Below are 20,692 nucleotides of genomic sequence, written 5' to 3'. Positions count from 1 at the left end.
AGGGTCACCCGCCTCTTGCGCGGGAGGTCCCCCGTAAGCTCACGAGAGACACCACGATGCCTGTCGAGTCGGTCTTCCCGCGTCTGGAAGCGCTTCTCCCGCACGTCCAGAAGCCCATCCAGTACGTCGGAGGGGAACTCAACTCCACCGTCAAGCCGTGGGACGCCTGCGACGTCCGCTGGGCCCTGATGTACCCGGACGCCTACGAGGTCGGGCTGCCCAACCAGGGCGTCATGATCCTCTACGAGGTGCTCAACGAGCGCGAGGGCGTCCTCGCCGAGCGGACGTACAGCGTCTGGCCCGACCTGGAGGCGCTGATGCGGGAGCACGGCGTCCCGCAGTTCACCGTGGACGCGCACCGACCGCTGAAGGCGTTCGACCTCTTCGGGCTCAGCTTCTCCACCGAACTGGGCTACACCAACATGCTCACCGCCCTCGACCTCGCGGGCATCCCGCTGGAGGCCAAGGACCGCGGCCTCGACGACCCGGTCGTCGTCGCCGGCGGCCACGCCGCCTTCAACCCGGAGCCGATCGCCGACTTCATCGACTGCGCGGTCATCGGCGACGGCGAGCAGGCCGTGCTGGAGATCACCGACATCGTCCGCGCCTGGAAGGCCGAGGGCCGTCCCGGCGGACGCGAGGAACTGCTGTTCCGCCTCGCCCGCACCGGCGGGGTGTACGTCCCCGGCTTCTACGACGTGGAGTACCTCCCCGACGGGCGCATCGGCCGGGTGGTGCCCAACCGCTCCGGGGTGCCCTGGCGCGTCTCCAAGCACACCGTCATGGACCTCGACGAGTGGCCCTACCCCAAGCAGCCGCTGGTCCCGCTCGCCGAGACCGTGCACGAGCGGATGTCCGTGGAGATCTTCCGCGGCTGCACCCGCGGCTGCCGCTTCTGCCAGGCCGGCATGATCACCCGCCCGGTCCGCGAGCGCAGCATCACCGGCATCGGCGAGATGGTCGACCGGGGACTGAAGGCCACCGGCTTCGAGGAGGTCGGCCTGCTGTCGCTGTCCAGCGCCGACCACTCCGAGATCGGTGACGTCGCCAAGGGCCTCGCCGACCGCTACGAGGACGACAAGATCGGCCTCTCGCTGCCCTCCACCCGGGTGGACGCCTTCAACGTCGACCTGGCCAACGAACTCACCCGCAACGGCCGTCGCTCCGGACTCACCTTCGCCCCCGAGGGCGGCTCCGAGCGGATGCGCAAGGTCATCAACAAGATGGTCTCGGAGGAGGACCTGATCCGCACCGTCGCCACCGCCTACGGCAACGGCTGGCGCCAGGTGAAGCTGTACTTCATGTGCGGTCTGCCCACCGAGACCGACGAGGACGTCCTCCAGATCGCCGACATGGCGATGAACGTCATCGCCAAGGGCCGGGAGGTCTCCGGCTCCAACGACATCCGCTGCACCGTCTCCATCGGGGGCTTCGTGCCCAAGCCGCACACCCCGTTCCAGTGGGCCCCGCAGCTCTCCTCCGAGGAGACCGACGCCCGCCTCCAGAAGCTGCGCGACAAGATCCGCGGGGACAAGAAGTACGGCCGTTCCATCGGCTTCCGCTACCACGACGGCAAGCCCGGCATCGTCGAGGGCCTGCTCTCCCGGGGCGACCGCCGCCTGGGCACCGTGATCCGCGCCGTCTACGAGGACGGCGGCCGGTTCGACGGCTGGCGCGAGCACTTCTCCTACGACCGCTGGATGACCTGCGCGGACAAGGAACTGCCGGCCTTCGGCATCGACGTCGACTGGTACACCACCCGCGAGCGCGGCTACGAGGAGGTCCTGCCCTGGGACCACCTGGACTCCGGCCTCGACAAGGACTGGCTCTGGGAGGACTGGCAGGACGCCCTCGACGAGACCGAGGTCGAGGACTGCCGCTGGACCCCCTGCTTCGACTGCGGGGTGTGCCCGCAGTTCGACACATGGCCACAAACGGGTCCGACGGGTAAGAAGCTGCTCCCGCTCACGGTCAAGAAGTAGCCGTGACCAGCGGCGATGTCGTCCAGAGGATGGCTGAGGCGCTCGCTGGCATGAGCGAGGCGGAGCGTCCCGAGATCCTTCGGGGGCTCGGGACGAAGGAGCGCGAGCAGGCTTCCCGCCCCGTGCGGCGCACGCCGCTCCCTGCTCCTCGGCAGGATCCGGGCATCGTCTCGGCGGTCGAGTGGGTGTAGCTGACGAGAGGCGTCCGGGCAGTCACAGCCGGGCGCCTCTCGCCCGTCCTGAGTGAGGCGGGCTCACCGGCCGCGAGAGGGGCTGTACGCCCCGACCGGGTCGGGATGGCCACCCTCGGGGGCTGTTCGCCCGGTACGCGCCCGAGGGTGGCGTTCCTGGGCAGGCTCAGCCCCCGGCCCGGCGGGTATGCACCGCACGCTCCGGGGGCTGTCTCAAGCGGCCAGGATCAGGAGGCAGTCTTCTCGATGGCCTCGAAGATGTCGGCATCGGTCTCCTGCTGCCACTTCGGGAGGTCCGGCCAGTCTGCGACGTAGTCGGGCTTCGGGTCCTGGAAGTGCTTGAACATCTGGAGAAGCACTACACCAAGCAGGCGACGGCCGAACCGACGAACCTGAACACCCGTCAACCCACCCTGACCAGCTGATCAGCACCTCTCGCACAGCGGGGGAAACCTCAGCCCGACAAGTGCGGCGAGCTTGCCGGGACCGAAGCTGGCGTGCTCGTGGCGGTCGGCCCACCCGAGGGCCGCGAAGCGGATGCGGTAGGCAAGCGGGTGTCGGGGGGTCTCGGGCCATCCGCTGGTACTCCTGCTGGGAGACACCGCCCCACGTGCGGCCCTGTCCGAAGTCGATGCTGCTCGAAATCATCGGCCGGTCGCTTCGATGCCGGCGCAGTCGTCGTGGACCTCTCCGTCCACCCCGGTTCTACCGCCGTCACACGGCGGGAGCTGCGGTGACCGCTCCTCGAAGGAGCGGGAGGATCTTCTTACACAGCAGGTTGTTCGGTCGTCAACCTGATCGGAGGAGCCCCCGCCCTTCGCGCGGTGGGCGAGACAGGGCAGGGGCACGGGTCCGTCAGAGCTTGGTGGCGAACTCGTCGCTCTTGATGACGAGACGCTCGCGCACATCGCGAGGGATCTTCAGCCGCAGGTGGACGGAGGGAGCGCGCACGCCCTTGACCTTGGTTCGAGTCACCTCGCACGTGACGCCGACGCGGCGCAGATCCTCGGCCATCGCTTCCATGCCTCCCGACTCCCACGCTTCGCGGAACGTCTTCCCGTTGTGGACGAGCGTCCAGCGGTCCTGTGTGGTCTCGGGGTCGATCGCGCTCAGTTCGTCGGTGAGCTTGTCGAGCGTCTTCTCCGCCTGCTCCTGAGTGAACCGCGTCTTCGTGTAGCGGCCTCCCGGCTCCAGGCCCGTCATGTAGTAGGCGATGGCCTCTTCGAGTCGCTTCACCTCGGCCCGAGCCTCCGCACCCTGCGCGTACTCCCGAACCTGTACGGGGAAGTCGCCGAGGACTCTCAGTACGTCGTTGACGAGCACGTCGTACACACCCTGTGGATCGGGTGCCCCGAGCCCCCCGCTCTTGCACTTCTGGCACCGGAGGTACTGGTACTGGCCGAAATTGTTGGTCGTGACGTGCACGGTCATGTTCGACGTGCAGTCGACACAGGTGAGGACTCCCAGGAACTGCGTCGCGCTGTGCGTCTGGCGCTGGGGTTGGTTCTTGCCGCGCCGGTCGATGGCCTCCTGGAGTTCGTCGTACTCCTCCTTGGTGAAGATGGGATCGGCCACCCTGATCGGCTTGCCGTCGTGTCCGAGTATCAGTTTCGAGCGGCGTACGCCGCCGTTCTTGTTCTCCTCCACCCGGTAGCCCATGAGTGCCGGGTTACGGAGGCGTCGGAGGAGAGTCGAGGTAGTGAGCCCTGGGGACATGAGCCCGGAGCGGACGAGGCACAGAGCCATGCGCCGGGCAGACACTCCCCGAAGCGCCATGCGGCGAGCCCAATGCAGTGCCTTGTGTGCGTTCGGCTCGATGACGAGGGAGGGCCTTCCGTTCGCCTTCGTGGTGACGAAACCGTATGCAGGCTTGCCGACGAACCACGCGTCCTGAGTCCGCGTGTAGTCCCACAGCGACGCGACCCGGGTCGACGTGTTCGCCGCCTCGATCTCGGCGATACCACCGATGAGGGTGACCATCATCCGGCCGACAGTCGATTCGAGGTCGATGCTGTCGTTCTTCGACACGAGGTTCTTCCCGTACCGCTCGCACCACTCGATCATGGTCGAGAGATCCGACATGCGGCGGATGAACCTGTCGAGCTTCCAGAAGAGCAGGACGTCGAACTCCGGGGCCCGGTTGTTCAGCCACTCGCCCAGCTCCTTCCGCTTCCACGGCGGAACCTTCGTCGCCGACACGTTGAGGTCGGAGGCGACGCCGACGACGCGGCACCCCTTCTCGCGGGCCAGGAGGCGGAGGTCAAGCTCCTGCCGTACCGGCGACGTCGTGTCCTCTGTAAGAACGGACAGGCGGATGGACAGCAGGGCGCGCGGAGCGTCCGCAGGGAGTAGAGCCTCCGCCTTCTTCAGGTCCTCCAAGAGGGCCAGGTCCGAGGCGGTCCACTCGGTCTCGATGTCGTACGTCTTCACGGTGGCGGACAGTACCCGGATGGATGTGGGCCTGTTTTCTTATGTCACAGATGGACACCGCCATCCAGATCGGCCCCACCGGCAAGAAGCGGCTGCCGCTGACCGTGGTGAAGTGACCCGAGGGGTCGGGGAACACCGCCGCGGCCGGACCCGGAACGGGCGCCGGTGAACCGGTCGCGGCCTCGCGACGTACTCTAGGCAGCAGGACGACCGCACTCACGAAGGACTGACGACACTGGGCAAGCGACAGCCCGAAGGCCCCCCGCCCGCACCCGCGGTACAGCGCATCAGACTGCGCTACACCAAGCGGGGCCGCCTCCGGTTCACCAGCCACCGCGACTTCCAGCGCGCGTTCGAACGGGCGCTGCGCCGGGCCGAGGTGCCCATGGCGTACTCGGCCGGGTTCACGCCCCACCCCAAGGTGTCGTACGCCAATGCCGCACCCACCGGCACGGGCAGTGAGGCGGAGTACCTGGAGATCGCGCTCACCGCGCCGCGCGACCCGGAGACCCTCCGGGCGCTGCTCGACGAGTCGCTGCCCCCCGGGCTCGACGTCGTCGACGCGGTGGAGGCCCGCACCCCGGGCCTCGCGGACCGACTGACCGGCTCCGTGTGGGAGCTGCGGCTGGACCGGGTGGCGCCGGACGAGGCCCGGCGCGCCGTGGACGCCTTCACGGCCGCCGAAACGGTGGAGGTCCAGCGGCAGACCAAGAACGGTCTGCGCACCTTCGACGCCCGGTCCGCGGTCGCCGCCCTCACGGTGTTCGAGGAGGACCCGGCCCGGGCTGATGGGCCGGGCGACCGGGCCTGTGCGATACTGCGCCTGGTTGTTCGGCACGTGACGCCTGCCGTACGACCCGACGACGTCCTGTCCGGTCTCCGAGCTGTGGCCGACCTGGCGCCGCCGGTCCCCGCAGCGGTGACCAGGCTGGCGCAGGGGCTTTTCGATGAGGCGACCGGCACGGTCACCGACCCGCTCGCGCCCGATCGCGCGGCGGTCAAGGCCGCTCCGGCTGCTGTTCCCGGGGTCGCCGTGCCCGCCGCTGCGGCGGCGGCGCCACCGGGCGGACCCGCGTAAGGACGGACGTCGCAGCGCCGCCCTCGTATCCGGGAGCCACCTGGGTCGGGCAGCGCACCGACTACAAGACTTTCGCCAGGCCGTACGCGACAAGGCGTACGGAACCGGCGAGACAGGACACAGAAAGCTCCCGTGCGGCGCCCGCGCCCCGGACGGCGGCCCACGCAGGACGTGGTGCCGCGGACGTCACCGGAACAGGCGCGGCGCCCGGGAGCCGACGGGAGAACCGCCCGCATGCTCGAATCGAACGAACCCGAGGGTTCCGCCATCACCTCCGCCGCCCGCGCCACCGCGGGTGACGACAGTCCCAGCGACACCCTGCCGCCGCGCCGCAGGCGCCGTGCGGCTTCCCGCCCGGCCGGTGCCCCGGCCGCCGCGGCCCCCGAGGTCGTGACCGTGGCCGTGGGCGAGCCGGTCGCCGAAGCACCGGCGCCCGTGGCCGCCGAGGCGTCCGCGATCGCCGCCGAGGCGCCGCGCACCCGCCGCCGGGTGGTCCGCAGGGCGTCCGCGCCCGTCGGATCGCCCGCGCCGGTCGAGGAGACCGCGCCGGCCGCCGAGGTCGAGGAGGCGGCGCCCAAGCGCACCCGCCGCCGGGCGACCCGGGCCGTGGCCGAGACCGCCCCCGAGGCGCCCGCCCCGGTCGAGGAGGCTCCCGCCGCGGAGGCGGCGCCCCCGCGCACCCGCCGGCGCGCCACGCGCGCCGCCGCTGCGGCCGAAGCGCCGGCCGCACGAGCCGAAGCGCCGGCCGCACGGGCCGCTGAGGCCGACCGCACGGCAGAGTCCGTCGCGGACGAGCCCGCGGCTCCGGTCGAGAAGGCCGCCCCGGTCGAGGAGGCGGCACCCAAGCGGTCCCGTCGCCGCGCCACCCGGGCCGCCGGCGGGTTCTCCGAGCCCGCCCAGCACCACGCCCGGGCCGCCGGGGAAGACCGGCCGGCGCGGCCGTCCGTGGCCGTCTTCCAGGCTCCGGTGTTCGCCGAGCCGATGTTCCAGACGCCGGAGCGGGCGGCGGCCGAGGCCGCCGAGGCCCGCCACGCGGCCGAGGAGGAGGAGACCGAGAGCGCCCAGGCGCCCGCGGAGACCACCGACACCGAACGGTACGAGGACGAGGGCGCCGGCTCCCGGCGTCGTCGGCGTCGTCGGGTGGCGGTCTCCGCCGCTGCGCCGCAGGCCGAGGAGGCCGTGGAGCCGCCGGCTCCGGCGGAGCCCGAGGAGGACGGGGAGCCGACCGACGAGGCACGGGCCGAGGCGCCCGAGGACGTCGAGGCCGAGGACGGCGAGGAGACGGGGTCCCGTCGTCGGCGCCGTCGGGGCGGCCGTCGCCGTCGCCGGGGTGAGCACGCCGAGGGCGAGGAGCACGGCTTCGACGAGGCCGAGGACTCGGCCGAGGAGTCCGCGGCCGAGGAGGACGCCCACGAGGACGCGGATGCGGCCGAGGACGAGGGCGGTTCCAGCAGCAGCCGTCGCCGTCGCCGTCGTCGCCGTCGTGCCGGGGACGCCTCCGGGGACGGCGGGTCCGACGACCCGGAGCGCACCGTCGTCAAGGTCCGCGAGCCCCGCAAGAAGGAGGAGCGGGAGCGGCCCGCCTCGGACGAGGTGCAGTCCATCAAGGGCTCCACGCGTCTGGAGGCCAAGAAGCAGCGTCGCCGCGAGGGGCGCGAGCAGGGCCGCCGCCGGGTGCCGATCATCACCGAGGCCGAGTTCCTGGCCCGCCGCGAGGCCGTCGAGCGGGTGATGGTGGTCCGCCAGTTCGGCGAGCGCACCCAGATCGGGGTGCTGGAGGACGACGTCCTCGTCGAGCACTACGTCAACAAGGAGCAGTCGACCTCGTACGTCGGCAACGTGTACCTGGGCAAGGTGCAGAACGTCCTGCCGTCGATGGAGGCCGCCTTCATCGACATCGGCAAGGGGCGCAACGCGGTCCTGTACGCGGGCGAGGTCAACTTCGAGGCGCTCGGGATGTCCGGCGGGCCGCGTCGGATCGAGAGCGCGCTCAAGTCCGGCCAGTCGGTGCTGGTCCAGGTCACCAAGGACCCGATCGGCCACAAGGGCGCCCGGCTCACCAGCCAGGTGTCCCTGCCCGGCCGGTATCTCGTGTACGTCCCCGAGGGGTCGATGACGGGCATCAGCCGCAAGCTCCCGGACACCGAGCGGGCCCGGCTGAAGACGATCCTCAAGAAGGTCGTCCCCGAGGACGCGGGCGTCATCGTGCGCACCGCCGCCGAGGGCGCCAGCGAGGACGAGCTCCGTCGTGACGTGGAGCGCCTCCAGTCCCAGTGGGAGGACATCAAGAAGAAGGCGAAGAGCGGCAACGCCCCGACGCTGCTCTACGGCGAGCCGGACATGACGGTCCGGGTGGTCCGCGACATCTTCAACGAGGACTTCTCCAAGGTCATCGTCAGCGGTGACGAGGCGTGGTCGACGATCCACGGTTACGTCTCGCACGTGGCGCCCGACCTCGCGGAGCGGCTCCAGCGCTGGACGTCCGAGGTGGACGTCTTCGCGACGTACCGCATCGACGAGCAGCTGATCAAGGCGCTGGACCGCAAGGTCTACCTGCCGTCCGGCGGTTCGCTGGTGATCGACAAGACCGAGGCCATGGTCGTGGTCGACGTCAACACCGGGAAGTTCACGGGCCAGGGCGGCAACCTGGAAGAGACCGTGACCCGCAACAACCTGGAGGCGGCCGAGGAGATCGTGCGCCAGCTGCGGCTGCGCGACCTCGGCGGCATCGTGGTCATCGACTTCATCGACATGGTCCTGGAGTCCAACCGGGACCTGGTGCTGCGCCGCCTGCTGGAGTGCCTGGGCCGGGACCGGACCAAGCACCAGGTGGCCGAGGTCACCTCGCTGGGCCTGGTGCAGATGACCCGCAAGCGGGTGGGCCAGGGCCTGCTGGAGTCCTTCTCCGAGACCTGTGTGCACTGCAACGGCCGCGGGGTCATCGTGCACATGGAGCAGCCGACCTCGATCGGTGGCGGCGGCAAGCGCAAGAAGCGCGGCCGGGGCGCGGGCGAGAGCCACGAGGAGCACCACGAGCACGAGACCGCCGCGGTGGTCGAGCCGGAGCAGGAGACGGCGGCCGAGGTGGCCGCCGAGGTCGCCGAGCCCACCGCGCTGACCTCGCCGGACTTCGCGCCCGACGAGGAGCTTTACAGCAGCGTCGCCGAGGCGGAGGCCGCGGCGGGTCGGGGTCGTGGACGGCGCCGTGGCGGCCGTCGGGCGTCCGCGCCGGCGGGTGCGCCGCGCGCGGCCGAGGCCCCGGCCGAGCCCGTGGTCGAGGCTGCCCCGGAGCCGGTCGTCGAACCGGTCGTCCCGGAGCCCGTGGCCGAGGCGGTCCCGGAGCCGGTCGTCGAGTCGGCGCCGCAGGGACGGACCCGTCGCCGGGCCACCCGGGTGGCCAGTGCGCCCGCGGGGTCCCCCGAGGGCGTGGCCGCCGAGGTGACGGTCCCGGTGGTCGAGGCGGCCCCGGAGCCGGTGGCCGAGCCGGTCGAGCCCGTGGCGGAGCCGGTGGCCGAGGCCGCTCCGGCCCGGCCGCGGCGGCGCGCGGTGCGCAAGGCCACCGCGCCCACCGCCTCGGAGGAGACGGCCGTGGTGGTCGTCCCGGGCACCGCGGCCGAGCCGGTCGAGGCCAACGAGGCGGCCGGACGCGACGAGGAGGCCCTGACCGAGGCGGCGGCCGAGGAGACCGCGGCGCCGGCGAAGAAGACGGCCACCCGGAAGACGACGGCGAAGAAGACGACCGCCAAGAAGGCGGCGACCAAGGCGCCGGCGAAGAAGACGGCCAAGGCCCCGGCGAAGAAGACCGCCGCCAAGAAGACGACGGTCAAGAAGACGACCGCCAAGAAGGCGGCGACCAAGGCCCCGGCGAAGAAGACGGCGGCCAAGAAGACCGCGGCGGCGGAGCAGCAGGCGGCACCGACCGTCACCGCCTCGACGGACGACTGACGGCCCCGCCCCGCTGCGGTGCCGCACGAGGGCGAGGTCCGGGACCCGGCGTCCCGGACCTCGCCTCCGGCTCTCGGCGAGGGGTGCCGGGCCCCGGTTTGACCGGTGGCGGGGGGCCCCGTAACCTAGAGCGTCGGCGTTCCTACGCCATCCCTCTGAGCATCTCCCTCCGGGTCGGGCCGTCTGGTCGGGCCGGAGAGGCCGCTCGTCCTCGCGGATCTTCGGGCTTCCGGGCCCGTGTGAGCGGCTGGCTTCAGAGGTTCCACCACGAGCACAGAGAGTGAGACCCGCGTGTACGCCATCGTGCGCAGCGGTGGTCGCCAGCACAAGGTTGCTGTCGGCGACATCGTTGAGGTTGACAAGATTTCCACTGCCAAGGTGGGCGACACGGTCGAGCTCTCGACCCTGCTCGTCGTCGACGGCGAGGCCGTCACCAGCGACCCGTGGGTGCTGGCCGGCATCAAGGTCCAGGCCGAGGTCGTGGACCACCACAAGGGCGCGAAGATCGACATCCTGCGCTACAAGAACAAGACCGGCTACCGCCGTCGTCAGGGCCACCGCCAGCAGTACACGGCGATCAAGGTCACGGCGATCCCCACGGCTGCGAAGTAAGGGACTGAGGAGAGATGGCACACAAGAAGGGCGCATCGTCCACTCGGAACGGTCGCGACTCGAATGCCCAGCGGCTCGGCGTGAAGCGCTTCGGCGGTCAGGTCGTCAACGCGGGTGAGATCCTGGTCCGCCAGCGCGGCACCCACTTCCACCCCGGCTCCGGCGTCGGCCGCGGCGGCGACGACACGCTGTTCGCGCTCCTGCCCGGTGCGGTGGAGTTCGGCACGTTCCGCGGCCGCAAGGTCGTGAACATCGTCCCGGTCGCCTGACCGGACGGCTGTAGGGCGTTTCTCTCGCGGAGGCGGACCACGCCTTCCCCGTACGATTTCGGTACGGGGAAGCTGGTCCGCCTTTCGCGTGTTGTTCCACCGGGAGCGCCGTACGGCGCCCGGCGCCGACCCGGTCGGCGCACCTCGACATCCCCATCCGTACCCCTCTGGAGGCACTGACCATGACCACCTTCGTGGACCGCGTCGAACTGCACGTCGCCGCGGGTAACGGAGGCCACGGCTGCGCCTCCGTCCACCGTGAGAAGTTCAAGCCGCTCGGCGGCCCCGACGGGGGCAACGGCGGCCGGGGCGGTGAGGTGACGCTGGTGGTCGACCAGTCGGTCACCACCCTGCTGGACTACCACCACAGCCCGCAGCGCAAGGCCACCAACGGCCGGCCCGGTGAGGGCGGCAACCGCTCCGGCAAGGACGGGGCCGACCTGGTGCTGCCGGTGCCGGACGGCACGGTCGTGCTGGACGGGGCGGGCAACGTCCTCGCGGACCTGGTCGGGCACGGCACCACCTACGTGGCGGCCGAAGGCGGCCGGGGCGGGTTGGGCAACGCGGCGCTCTCCTCGGCCCGCCGCAAGGCGCCCGGCTTCGCGCTGCTGGGCGAGCCCGGTGACGTCCAGGACATCGTGCTGGAGCTGAAGACGGTCGCCGACGTGGCGCTGGTGGGCTTCCCCAGTGCGGGCAAGTCCTCGCTGATCTCGGTGCTCTCGGCGGCCAAGCCGAAGATCGCCGACTACCCGTTCACCACCCTGGTGCCCAACCTGGGCGTGGTCACCGCGGGGGACACCGTCTACACCATCGCGGACGTTCCGGGGCTGATCCCCGGCGCCAGCCAGGGCAAGGGCCTGGGCCTGGAGTTCCTGCGGCACGTGGAGCGGTGCAGCGTCCTGGTCCACGTGCTGGACACGGCGACCCTGGAGTCGGACCGCGACCCGGTCTCCGACCTCGACGTGATCGAGGAGGAGCTGCGGCAGTACGGCGGCCTCGACGGCCGTCCGCGAGTGGTCGTGCTCAACAAGATCGACGTGCCGGACGGGCAGGACCTCGCGGACCTGGTCCGGCCGGACCTCCAGGCGCGCGGGTACCAGGTCTTCGAGGTGTCCGCGGTCGCCCACAAGGGCCTGCGGGAACTGTCCTTCGCCCTGGCCGGCTTCGTGGCGAAGGCCCGGGCGGACCGTCCCCGCGAGGAGGCCACCCGGGTCGTCATCCGGCCCAAGGCGGTCGACGACGCGGGCTTCACGGTCACCGCGGAGGAGGACGGGCTGTACCGGGTGCGCGGCGAGAAGCCGGAGCGCTGGGTGCGGCAGACCGACTTCAACAACGACGAGGCCGTGGGCTACCTCGCGGACCGGTTGAACCGGCTCGGGGTGGAGGACGAGCTGGTGAAGGCGGGCGCCCGGGCGGGCGACGGCGTCGCCATCGGCCCCGAGGACAACGCGGTGGTGTTCGACTGGGAGCCCACCATGATGACCGGCGCCGAGATGCTGGGCCGCCGTGGCGAGGACCACCGCTTCGACGCCCCGCGGCCGGCGACCCAGCGTCGCCGCGACCGGCAGGCCGAGCGCGACGAGTCGCAGCGCGCGTACGACGACTTCGAGCCCTTCTGAGTCGTCCGTTCTGCGGAGCGGATCTGATGCCGAGTCAATCGGCGCAGGTGGAAGGCCGTTCGCTGGCGCCGTCCCGTTCGAGGGGCGGCGCCTCGAACGGCTTTGCCTTTCTCCCGCACAACCATTGACGGCGTCCGGCGGTCAAACCCGGTAAAGAGCAACCCGTATGCCATGGCGCCATGTATGGGTTCGTCACCCGATGTACGGCCATGGCACCACATGTCCTGATGTGACCGATCGGGGATGTGTGAGGACGCCGTTCGGCTCGGGGGAGGGTGCGGCGCGACCGGGCCGCACGGGAAAGGGATGACCGCGAAGTGAAGATTGTTTTTCTGGTGCGCGACCTCTGCCACATGGGGGGTGTGGTGAGTGCCACGCAGAACCTGGCGAGCGCACTGGCCCGCCACCACGAGGTGGAGATCGTCGCCCTGCGCAAAGTGCGCGACGAGTCCTACTTCCCGCTGGACGAACGGGTCCGGGTCCGGGCCCTGACCGACCTGCGGGAGAACTCGCACCGCTACGACGGCGAGGACCCGCTGGCCCACGAGTTCCCGCTGCGCTACCCGTACGGCGCGAACGAGAAGACGCCGGTGGTCAGCAGGCTCGCCGAGCGGCGGCTGCTGGAGTTCTTCGCCGAGACCGACGCGGACGCCATCGTCAGCTCCAACCCGCGGATCACCACCATGCTCGCCGAGGCGCCGGGCGCCTTCCTGCGCATCGCGCAGGAGCACTCCATGCCGCGGATCTACGCGGAGAACGTCCGCAAGCCGCTCTTCGAGGCGTACCGCAAGCTCGACGCCATCACGGTGCTCTCGCCCGAGGAGCACGCCAGCCTCAGCAAGCTGGTCCCCTACGTCCGGGACCGCATCAACGTGATGCCCAACTGCATCCCCGACCCGGGCGGCCCCCGCTCCGACGGCAGCAGCAAGGTCGTCGTCACGGCCGGCGTGCTGAAGAAGCACAAGAACTTCCACGGGCTGGTCGACGCCTTCGAGACCGTCGTGCGGCGCCACCCCGACTGGAAGCTGCGGATCTACGGCGACGGCGCCGACCGGGGTGCCCTCCAGCGCCGCATCCACGACAAGGACCTGTACAACCACGTCCAGCTGATGGGGCCGGCGTTCCCGGTGACCGCCGAGTTCGGCAAGGGGGCGATCTTCGTCCTCCCCTCGCTGCGGGAGCCGTTCGGCAACGTCACCGTGGAGGCGATGACCCGGGGGCTGCCGGTCGTCAGCATGGACTGCGACCACGGCCCGCGCAACATCCTCACCCCCGGCACGGACGGCATCCTCGTGCCCAACGGGGACAACGCGGCCATGGCCGAGGCCATCGTCGAACTCATCGAGGACGACGAGCGCCGGCTGGCCATGGGCGAGGCCGCGGCCCGCACCGCCGAACGGTTCTCCGAGGAGCCCAGCGCCGAACGGTTCGGGGCGATCCTGGAGCACGCCGCACTCCGTCGCCGGCTGCCCGGCACCGCGGACGCCGAGGTGCTCGACGGCGGCGACGTGCGGATCACCCTGCGGGGGGTCGCCGCCGACCAGGTCACCGGTGACCTGGAGCTGGTCTGCCGGGACGTCCGCGGGCGCCGGGAGCCGGTGCGGCTGCCGGTGGTCGCCGGCGCGGCGCTGATCGGACACCGGGACGTGCTCGGCGAGGGCCACTGGGAGATCGGCGTCGCCAGCCCCAAGGGCCCCGAGAAGCGACTCGACGCGGAGCACCTCGACGTGACCCGGATGGTGTCCCGCCGGCCCGCCCCGTCCGGCGGCGGACTGGAGGTGCTGCTGCCGCACAAGGACGACCGGGGCCGCCTCCTGGTGCGCAGTCAGGTGCGCGCGCTGCACGGCGAGGTGCTCGTGGTGCGGGTGGACGGGGAGGCGGTCGTGGTGGAGGGCGAGCTCTGGGGCGCCGAGGCGCCGGACGGGGCCGTCGCCCCCGTCGTCGAAGGAGTGAACCGCGCCGATGCGGAGCGCGCCCTGACGGTGCCGCTGACCGTGACGGAGGGCACCCGCTTCCGGTTCGAGCTGCCGTTGTCGACCCTGGTCGACGCGCACCACGGGGACGAGGAGATCTGGGACCTCCGGATCCGCCTCGACGAGGAGCGCACCGCCGGCCTCGGCATGTTCGCCACCGACATCCTGGAGCCGTACAAGGTCTTCAAGTACCCCCGGCCGGTCCGCCCCGGCCGGCGCACCCGGGCGTCGGCCCCGGCACCCCGCCGGCCCCTGCTGGGCGCGCTGCGCAAGCGGATCGAGCCCGCCGAGCCGCCCCGCACCGAGATCCGGCCGTACTTCACGGTCACCGCGCAGTTCGCGGTGAAGACGGTCACCGTCTGACCCGCCGGCGCACCGACGACGGGGCCGGGCACGGAGGGAATCCTCCGTGCCCGGCCCCGTTCCCGTGGTCGGGACGGCCGCGGGGGCCGGGGAGGAACGCCTCCCCGGCCCCCGCGGGGCGCGTCACAGCTCGCGGGTCTGCTCCAGCATCCGGTCCACGACCCGCCGCGAGGCGGAGCCGTCGTCCAGGTCGCAGAACAACCGGTGGAAGCGGTCGAACCGGTCCTGGTACTCGACCTTGACCTCCTCGATCCGGCGGATCGACTCGACCAGCTCCTCCGAGGTGCGGATCAGCGGCCCGGGGGAGTCCTCCTCGAAGTCGAAGTAGAACCCGCGCAGGGTGTCCCGGTAGTGCTCCAGGTCGTAGGTGAAGAACAGCATCGGCCGCTTGAGGTGCGCGTAGTCGAACATCACCGAGGAGTAGTCGGTGATCATGATGTCCGCCGCCAGGTACAGCTCGGCGATGTCCGGGTACTCGGAGACGTCGAAGACGAAGCCGTTGCCCGCGCCGGGCACCGCGTCCACGATGTTGGAGTGGCGACGGATGAGCAGCACGTGGTCGTGGCCGAGCCGGGCCCGCGCGTCGTCCAGGTCGATCTTCAGGCTGAACTTGTACTGGCCGGCGCTGTGCGACTGGTCGTCGCGCCAGGTCGGGGCGTACAGCACGACCTTCTTGTCGGCGGGCAGCCCCAGCTTCTCCTTCACCGACTCGGCGATCTTGTCCCGGTCGGGGGAGTACAGGTAGTCGTTGCGCGGGTAGCCCGCCTCCAGGATCTCCCCGTGGTACGAGAACGCCCGCTTGAGGATCGGGGTGCTGAACCGGTTCGACGAGACCAGCAGGGACCAGTTGTTGGCCTCCTTGCCCAAGCGGTTCTGGTACTCGCGGTCGAAGTGCAGCGTCTCGATGTCGTGGCCGATCTTCTTCAGCATCGTGCCGTGCCAGGTCTGCACGATGACCTGGCCGGGCCGCCGCTCCACCCACTCGGGCAGGTGCCCGTTGGTGACGATGTAGCGGGAGGTGGCCAGCGCCTCGAACCACTCCCGGCCCCACATGCGGACCTTGTCGGCGGTCGGCGGCAGCACCACCTGACCGTCGCGCACGGCCCACAGGTACGTCAGCTCGCTGCCGCGCTTCAACAGCTCCTCGTGCATCGCCCGCGGACTGTCGGAGTACTGCTTGCCGTTGTAGCTGAGGAAGAACACCTGCTCGCGCAGCGGCTGCTGACGGCCCGGCTCGTACACCTCGCGGCGCAGCTGCGCCTGACGGTAGGGGCCCAGCTCCATGTCGCTCAGCTCGGAACGGCAGTTGAGCTGCGGGTAGGTGCCCCACAGCGACTCGAACCAGTAGCGCCGGCCGTTCAGGACCGCCTTCAGCGGGAACTGCCGCGCGGCGAGCCGCTCGATGACGAACGCCGCCTTGGGCACCTCGGGCTCGTCGGGCAGCCGCAGGAACACGTTCCACCGGCCCGCCTTCAGCGGCACGTCGCCCGAACCGCCCAGCGACGACGGGTCGAAGGCCACCGTGAAGCGGCCGTCCGGCTGCCAGGTCACCGGCACGGTCCGCTCGTCGAACCGGCCCCGCGACTTGACCAGCAGCTCCGCGCCGACCAGCCGCTCGCTGGTGTAGCCGTCCATGACGATCTTGCCGCCGCGTTCGACGACGTTGGTCACCACCGCACGACGGCCCCGGCCGACGATCTTCAGATAGCCGTTGTTGCCGGATATCAGCGCGATCTCGTGGTGCGCGGCCTCGGGCCCCATGGAGGCGGGCAGGTCGCCGCGCAGGTCCACCAGACCGTCCCGCACCACACTGCTGTAGCGGTGCTCGGTGCCGTCCGGGTCGGTCGCCACCAGGACCGTGCTCCAGGAGCGGCGGTCCGGCTGCGCCTTGGCCTCCAGGGCCTCGTTCGGCACCAGGGCCACGTCGGCGATCGGCACCCGGGCGGTGAAGAGCCGACCCGCCGGGGTGACCTGCACCTCCACCGGGTAGTCCAGGACCTCGCCGCTCTTCTGGTTGCTCAGCCGCAGCACCAGCTCGGACACCGAGGTCGCGCCGGCCCGCAGCTCACCGCTGACCACCAGTTCGTCGCCGTCGATCCGCCGGTCGGTGACGAGCGCCTTGACCTTCTCCAGCCGCAGCTTCAGCGCGCTGCGCTCCACCACCGGCAGCAGTCGGTGGTCGCCGTCCAGCCAGTGGTACGTGGGGAAGTTGGCGGCCGAACCGCCGCGCGCCCACACCCCGCTGCGCCGCACCAGCCCGGAGGCGTACACGTTGATGCCGACGTGCCAGATGCCCTCCTGCCACTTGCCGCCCTTGCGCAGCTTGGAGGGGTCGAAGACCAGCTCCCAGCCCGCCCAGTCGTAGTTGTAGCGCTTCTGGCCGGAGTGGGTGGTCGCCTCGGGGCGGTGCAGGTTCTTGGCCGGCGCGAAGATCCGTCGACCGGAGCCGCTGTGCTTGAACTGGAGGACCTTCAAGCTGGCCCGCTTGCTGTCGACGTCGACCTTGTCGATCCAGGCGTCACCGGAGAGCACCAGCTTGCCGTCCCGCCAGTCCACCGAGCGCAGCGGAGCCTTCAGCGCCAGGTCCTTGTCGATGCGCAGCGCCGACTTCGGCAGCTCCACGCCCGCCTTCTCCAGCGGCTCGAACTCGGCGTACTTGCGGAACACCCCGCTGACCTCGATGGGGTCCTTGCGGCGCTGCGAGGCGAGCAGCGCGATCAGCTCGTTCATCTGGTGCTTGCGCACCAGCAGCCACTGCACCCGCAGCACCAGCGGCAGCGCCATCACCGTCTGCGGGTCGATGGTGTCGAGGTAGCGGTTGGTGGCCTCCAGGAACGCCTCGTGGAACTCGGCGGTGGCGTCCGGCAGCACCCGCAGGAACAGCCGCAGGTCGTCGCGGAGCACCCGGTCGTCGTACTGCTTCTTGTAGACCGCGAACTCCGGGCCCGGCTGCTGCGCCAGGAACTGGCTCACCATGGTGACCGCGGTGACCCGGTCCCGGATGGCCTGCGGCTCCTTGCGCCGCTGGGTGATCGACGGGGCGGCCTCGCCCTCGCGCAGCCGCCAGAAGTACGTGGGCTCACCGATGATGTCGACGGCCTCGGCCCGGTAGTGGGCGGGCAGCACGACCGGGATGTCCTCGTGCAGGATGCCCTCGGGGAAGGCGAACCCGTGCTTCTCCCAGAACGACCGGCGGAACACCTTGTTGCAGGCGATCCGGTCCGCGACCAGCCGGGGCATCTGCGAGATGTGGGTGCGCTGCTGGGCCTCGCCCGAGAGCATCTTCAGCAGCGGCACCTGCCAGGACTTCTCGCCCCGCAGGTGGAACACGTTGCCGGTGCAGAAGTCGGAGCCGCTCTCGTCCAGGCTGGTGACCATCAACCGGTAGGCGTCCGGCGGGATCACGTCGTCGCTGTCGACGAACGTCAGGAACTCCGCGTCCGGCGACATCCGGGATATGCCGGTGTTGCGGGCGGCTCCGAGGCCGCCGTTCTCCTTGCGGATCAGCGTGAACCGCGGGTCACGGGCCGCGTACTCGGCCGCGATGGCCGCCGAGCCGTCCGGCGAACCGTCGTCCACCATGAGGACTTCGAGGTCACGCAGGGTCTGTGCCTCCAGCGAGTCGAGACACGCCGGAAGGTACTCCTCCACGTTGTAGATGGGTACGACGACACTGAGCCGGGGGGCCATGTGACGTGGTTTTCCTTTCGGTCAGGCCCGCTCGACCAGTTCGAGCACCTGGGCGGGGTACGGAGCGTGCGAACGCTCCTCGAACGGAACGGGAGGGATCGGGGTCGGCTCGCCGAGGAAGACCCGGCGCACGACCCGCTCGGCGGCGCGCCCGTCGTCGAACTCGCAGAACCGGCGGCGGAAGACCTCGCGCAGGTCGGCTGCGGTCCCGTCGCGCCACGCGTCGGAGCGCAGCAGTTCGATGAGGGCGTCCTCGGAGCGGGCCACCGCCCCCGGTGACTCCGTCAGCAGGTCGAAGTAGGTCCCGCGCACCGCGCGGTAGACCTCCCAGTCGTCGGCGAAGACCACGATCGGACGGTCCAGGACGGCGTAGTCGAACATCGCCGACGAGTAGTCGGTGATCAGCGCGTCCGCCGCGAGGTACAGGTCCTCCACGGGGTGCCGGCCGGACACGTCCACGATCCGGCCGCTGCGCTGGAGGTCGGCGAGCTGCGGCGAGGCCGAGTAGAAGTAGTGGCCGCGCACCAGCAGCGTCACGTCCGGGCCGAGGGAGTCGGCCAACCGGGCCAGGTCCAACCGGGGCCGGAACTCGCCCTGGTACTCGCGGTGCGTCGGCATGTAGAGGAACGCGGTCGTCCCGTCCGCGAGGCCGAGCGCGCCGCGCGCCCGGCGCACGTCCTCGGCGGTGGCGTTGACCAGCACGTCGTTGCGCGGGTAGCCGGTCTCCAGGGACGTGTACGAGCAGGGGTACACCCGCTCCCACACGGTGGTGGAGTGGCGGTTGGAGCTCAGGCTGTAGTCCCAGCGGTCACAGCGCTCCAGCAGCTTCTCGAAGTCCATGCTGGTCGAGGCGGGGTACTTCTGCTGGTCGAGCCCCATGGTCTTCAACGGGGTGCCGTGGTGCGTCTGGAGGTGGACCTGCCCCTCCCGCTTGACCAGCGAGTCGGTGAAGTTGACGTTGTTCACCAGGTACTTGGCGCGGGCCAGCGCCGACCAGTACTCGCGGGAGCCGACCCGGACGTACTCGACGCCCTTCGGCACCGCGCCGACGCTGTCCGCCCGGATCGCCCACACCTGGCGCACCTGAGGGGCGAGGCGGGCCAGTTCGGCGGCGATCGCGGCGGGGTTGCAGGAGACCGAACGGCTCCAGTACGAGGAGAACAGCGCCAGGTTCTCGTCCAGCGGGGCCCGCAGCTGGGACTGGTAGTAGAGGCCCATCGCGCTGCGCTTGGAGCGGCGGACCGCGGCGCCCGCCCGGCGCTTGACGGCCTGTCGGGTGCGCACCGCCTTGGTGGCGCCGGCCAGCGCCGAGTACGCGTCGCGCTCCAGCATCGTGTACTTGTAGCCGCGGCCCCCGGTCGGGCGGGCGAAGTCCGCGGGGACCCGGGCGGCGTAGTCGGCGGCGGCCCGGTGGAAGAACTCGGCGCGGGCGTCGCGGGGCAGGCGGCCCGGGCGGTCCAGGATCGTGAGGTAGTGGTCGACCATCTTGCGGAACAGCCGGCTCCGCCACTGCTCCAACTCGGGGTGCGCGTCGAGGAAGCCGAAGACCCGCTCGTACTGGTCGAAGACGTCGAAGTGCTTGCGGCTCACCGTCTTGAGGATGTTCCCGCCCTCGCGGCGCTGCCGGTAGTGGACGCAGACCCGGTCCAGGACGGCTATCCGCTCGGCGGCGATCAGCGAGCAGAACGTCCAGGGGGCGTCCTCGTAGTACCCGGGCGGGAAGGCGAGCCCCAACCGCTCCACGAAGTCCCGGCGGTACGCCTTGTTCCACACGATCTGGAGGAGGTCGAGCAGTTCCGGGCGGTCCCGGAGGGGGAAGGCCCCGTCGTCCCCGTGGCGCAGCACCTCGGCCCGTTGGTTCGGGCGTACCTCGCCGTTCCAGTACGTGCGCACGTAGTCGTAGACCAGGATCTCGGGGTCCCCGGTTGCGTCCAACCGGTGTGCGATCGCGGACAGCGCCCCCGGGTCGAGGGTGTCGTCGCTGTCGAGGAAGAGCACGTAGTCCCCGCGCGCCTCGGCCAGCCCCGCATTGCGGGCGCGCCCCAGACCGACGTTCTCCGTGAGGTGGATCACGCGTATTCGGTCATCGCGCGAAGCGTAGTCGTCGAGGATCGCTCCGGAACCATCGGGGGAACAGTCGTCGACGGCCACGATCTCGACGTCCGTGTAGTCCTGCCGCAGGATCGAGTCCAGACACTCGGCCACGTAGCCTTGGACCTTGTAGACAGGGACGACGAGCGTGAGTCTGGGCATCCTTACAACCTGTTCCGAGAACTGTCCGCGGGAGCGTCGGGCTGCGCTGGGGTTCGCCGGGACCAGTGCCGAGACCGCGCCGACCAATCCTAAAGGATTCACCCGAAGTCTCCCGGGTGCCGGTAGCGTGCCCGTCCCCGCTCGGAACGGCCCGCTCATCCCCCGTGACGACCTGCGGAAGAGTCGTCATCCTGGATGGTATCGGTCAACACCTGTCACCCTCCGGTCACGGAGACATGGGTCACAGAACGAAACAGAACCGCCGCTGCACCGGTAAACCGGGAACG

At 70.8% G+C, this 20,692-nt stretch carries 10 protein-coding genes; 7 read left to right on the top strand and 3 right to left on the bottom strand.

From position 1 onward, the window contains the following. Positions 1-56: 56 nt before the first annotated feature. Positions 57-1,982: a TIGR03960 family B12-binding radical SAM protein gene (locus tag ABT092_RS02115; RefSeq protein ID WP_351238743.1), complete on the top strand. Its 1,926-nt coding sequence runs from the start codon at positions 57-59 to the stop codon at positions 1,980-1,982. Between the two features lie 1,046 nt (positions 1,983-3,028). On the opposite strand, the gene ABT092_RS02110 is transcribed toward ABT092_RS02115, so the two are convergent. Then, the gene (locus ABT092_RS02110) at positions 3,029-4,588 is read right to left on the bottom strand and encodes a recombinase family protein (RefSeq protein ID WP_351238817.1); all 1,560 of its coding nucleotides are present in this window, start codon (positions 4,586-4,588) and stop codon (positions 3,029-3,031) included. A gap of 241 nt (positions 4,589-4,829) precedes the next feature. Between ABT092_RS02110 and ABT092_RS02105 the strand changes: the two genes are divergently transcribed. The 6 genes from ABT092_RS02105 to ABT092_RS02080 all read left to right on the top strand — a co-directional run bounded on the left by ABT092_RS02105 (position 4,830) and on the right by ABT092_RS02080 (position 14,462). Further along, positions 4,830-5,681, top strand: a complete 852-nt coding sequence (locus ABT092_RS02105; RefSeq protein ID WP_502968374.1) for a TIGR03936 family radical SAM-associated protein — start codon at positions 4,830-4,832, stop codon at positions 5,679-5,681. Between the two features lie 234 nt (positions 5,682-5,915). Beyond that, complete coding sequence (locus ABT092_RS02100; protein ID WP_351238741.1) at positions 5,916-9,626, top strand: Rne/Rng family ribonuclease; 3,711 nt, start codon at positions 5,916-5,918, stop codon at positions 9,624-9,626. Between the two features lie 291 nt (positions 9,627-9,917). Further along, entirely contained in the window at positions 9,918-10,238 is a 321-nt protein-coding gene (rplU, locus tag ABT092_RS02095) for a 50S ribosomal protein L21 (protein WP_309053521.1), read from the top strand. 14 nt (positions 10,239-10,252) lie between these two features. Then, entirely contained in the window at positions 10,253-10,507 is a 255-nt protein-coding gene (gene rpmA / locus ABT092_RS02090) for a 50S ribosomal protein L27 (protein WP_073793698.1), read from the top strand. 182 nt (positions 10,508-10,689) lie between these two features. Then, complete coding sequence (gene obgE / locus ABT092_RS02085) at positions 10,690-12,126, top strand: GTPase ObgE (protein WP_351238738.1); 1,437 nt, start codon at positions 10,690-10,692, stop codon at positions 12,124-12,126. Between the two features lie 365 nt (positions 12,127-12,491). Next, positions 12,492-14,462, top strand: coding sequence for a glycosyltransferase (locus ABT092_RS02080; RefSeq protein ID WP_351238736.1), 1,971 nt, complete (start codon positions 12,492-12,494; stop codon positions 14,460-14,462). A 123-nt stretch (positions 14,463-14,585) separates the two neighbouring features. On the opposite strand, the gene ABT092_RS02075 is transcribed toward ABT092_RS02080, so the two are convergent. Both ABT092_RS02075 and ABT092_RS02070 read right to left on the bottom strand, forming a co-directional pair. Further along, positions 14,586-18,152 carry a bifunctional glycosyltransferase/CDP-glycerol:glycerophosphate glycerophosphotransferase gene (locus tag ABT092_RS02075; RefSeq protein WP_351238734.1) on the bottom strand — a complete coding sequence of 1,189 codons (3,567 nt, stop codon included), beginning with the start codon at positions 18,150-18,152 and terminating at the stop codon, positions 14,586-14,588. A 21-nt stretch (positions 18,153-18,173) separates the two neighbouring features. Continuing rightward, entirely contained in the window at positions 18,174-20,405 is a 2,232-nt protein-coding gene (locus ABT092_RS02070) for a bifunctional glycosyltransferase/CDP-glycerol:glycerophosphate glycerophosphotransferase (protein WP_351238732.1), read from the bottom strand. Positions 20,406-20,692: the final 287 nt, after the last annotated feature.

Source organism: Streptomyces sp. NPDC002490 (assembly GCF_040296045.1).
Classification (GTDB): domain Bacteria; phylum Actinomycetota; class Actinomycetes; order Streptomycetales; family Streptomycetaceae; genus Streptomyces.
This window is presented reverse-complemented; position numbering and strand designations above follow the sequence as displayed.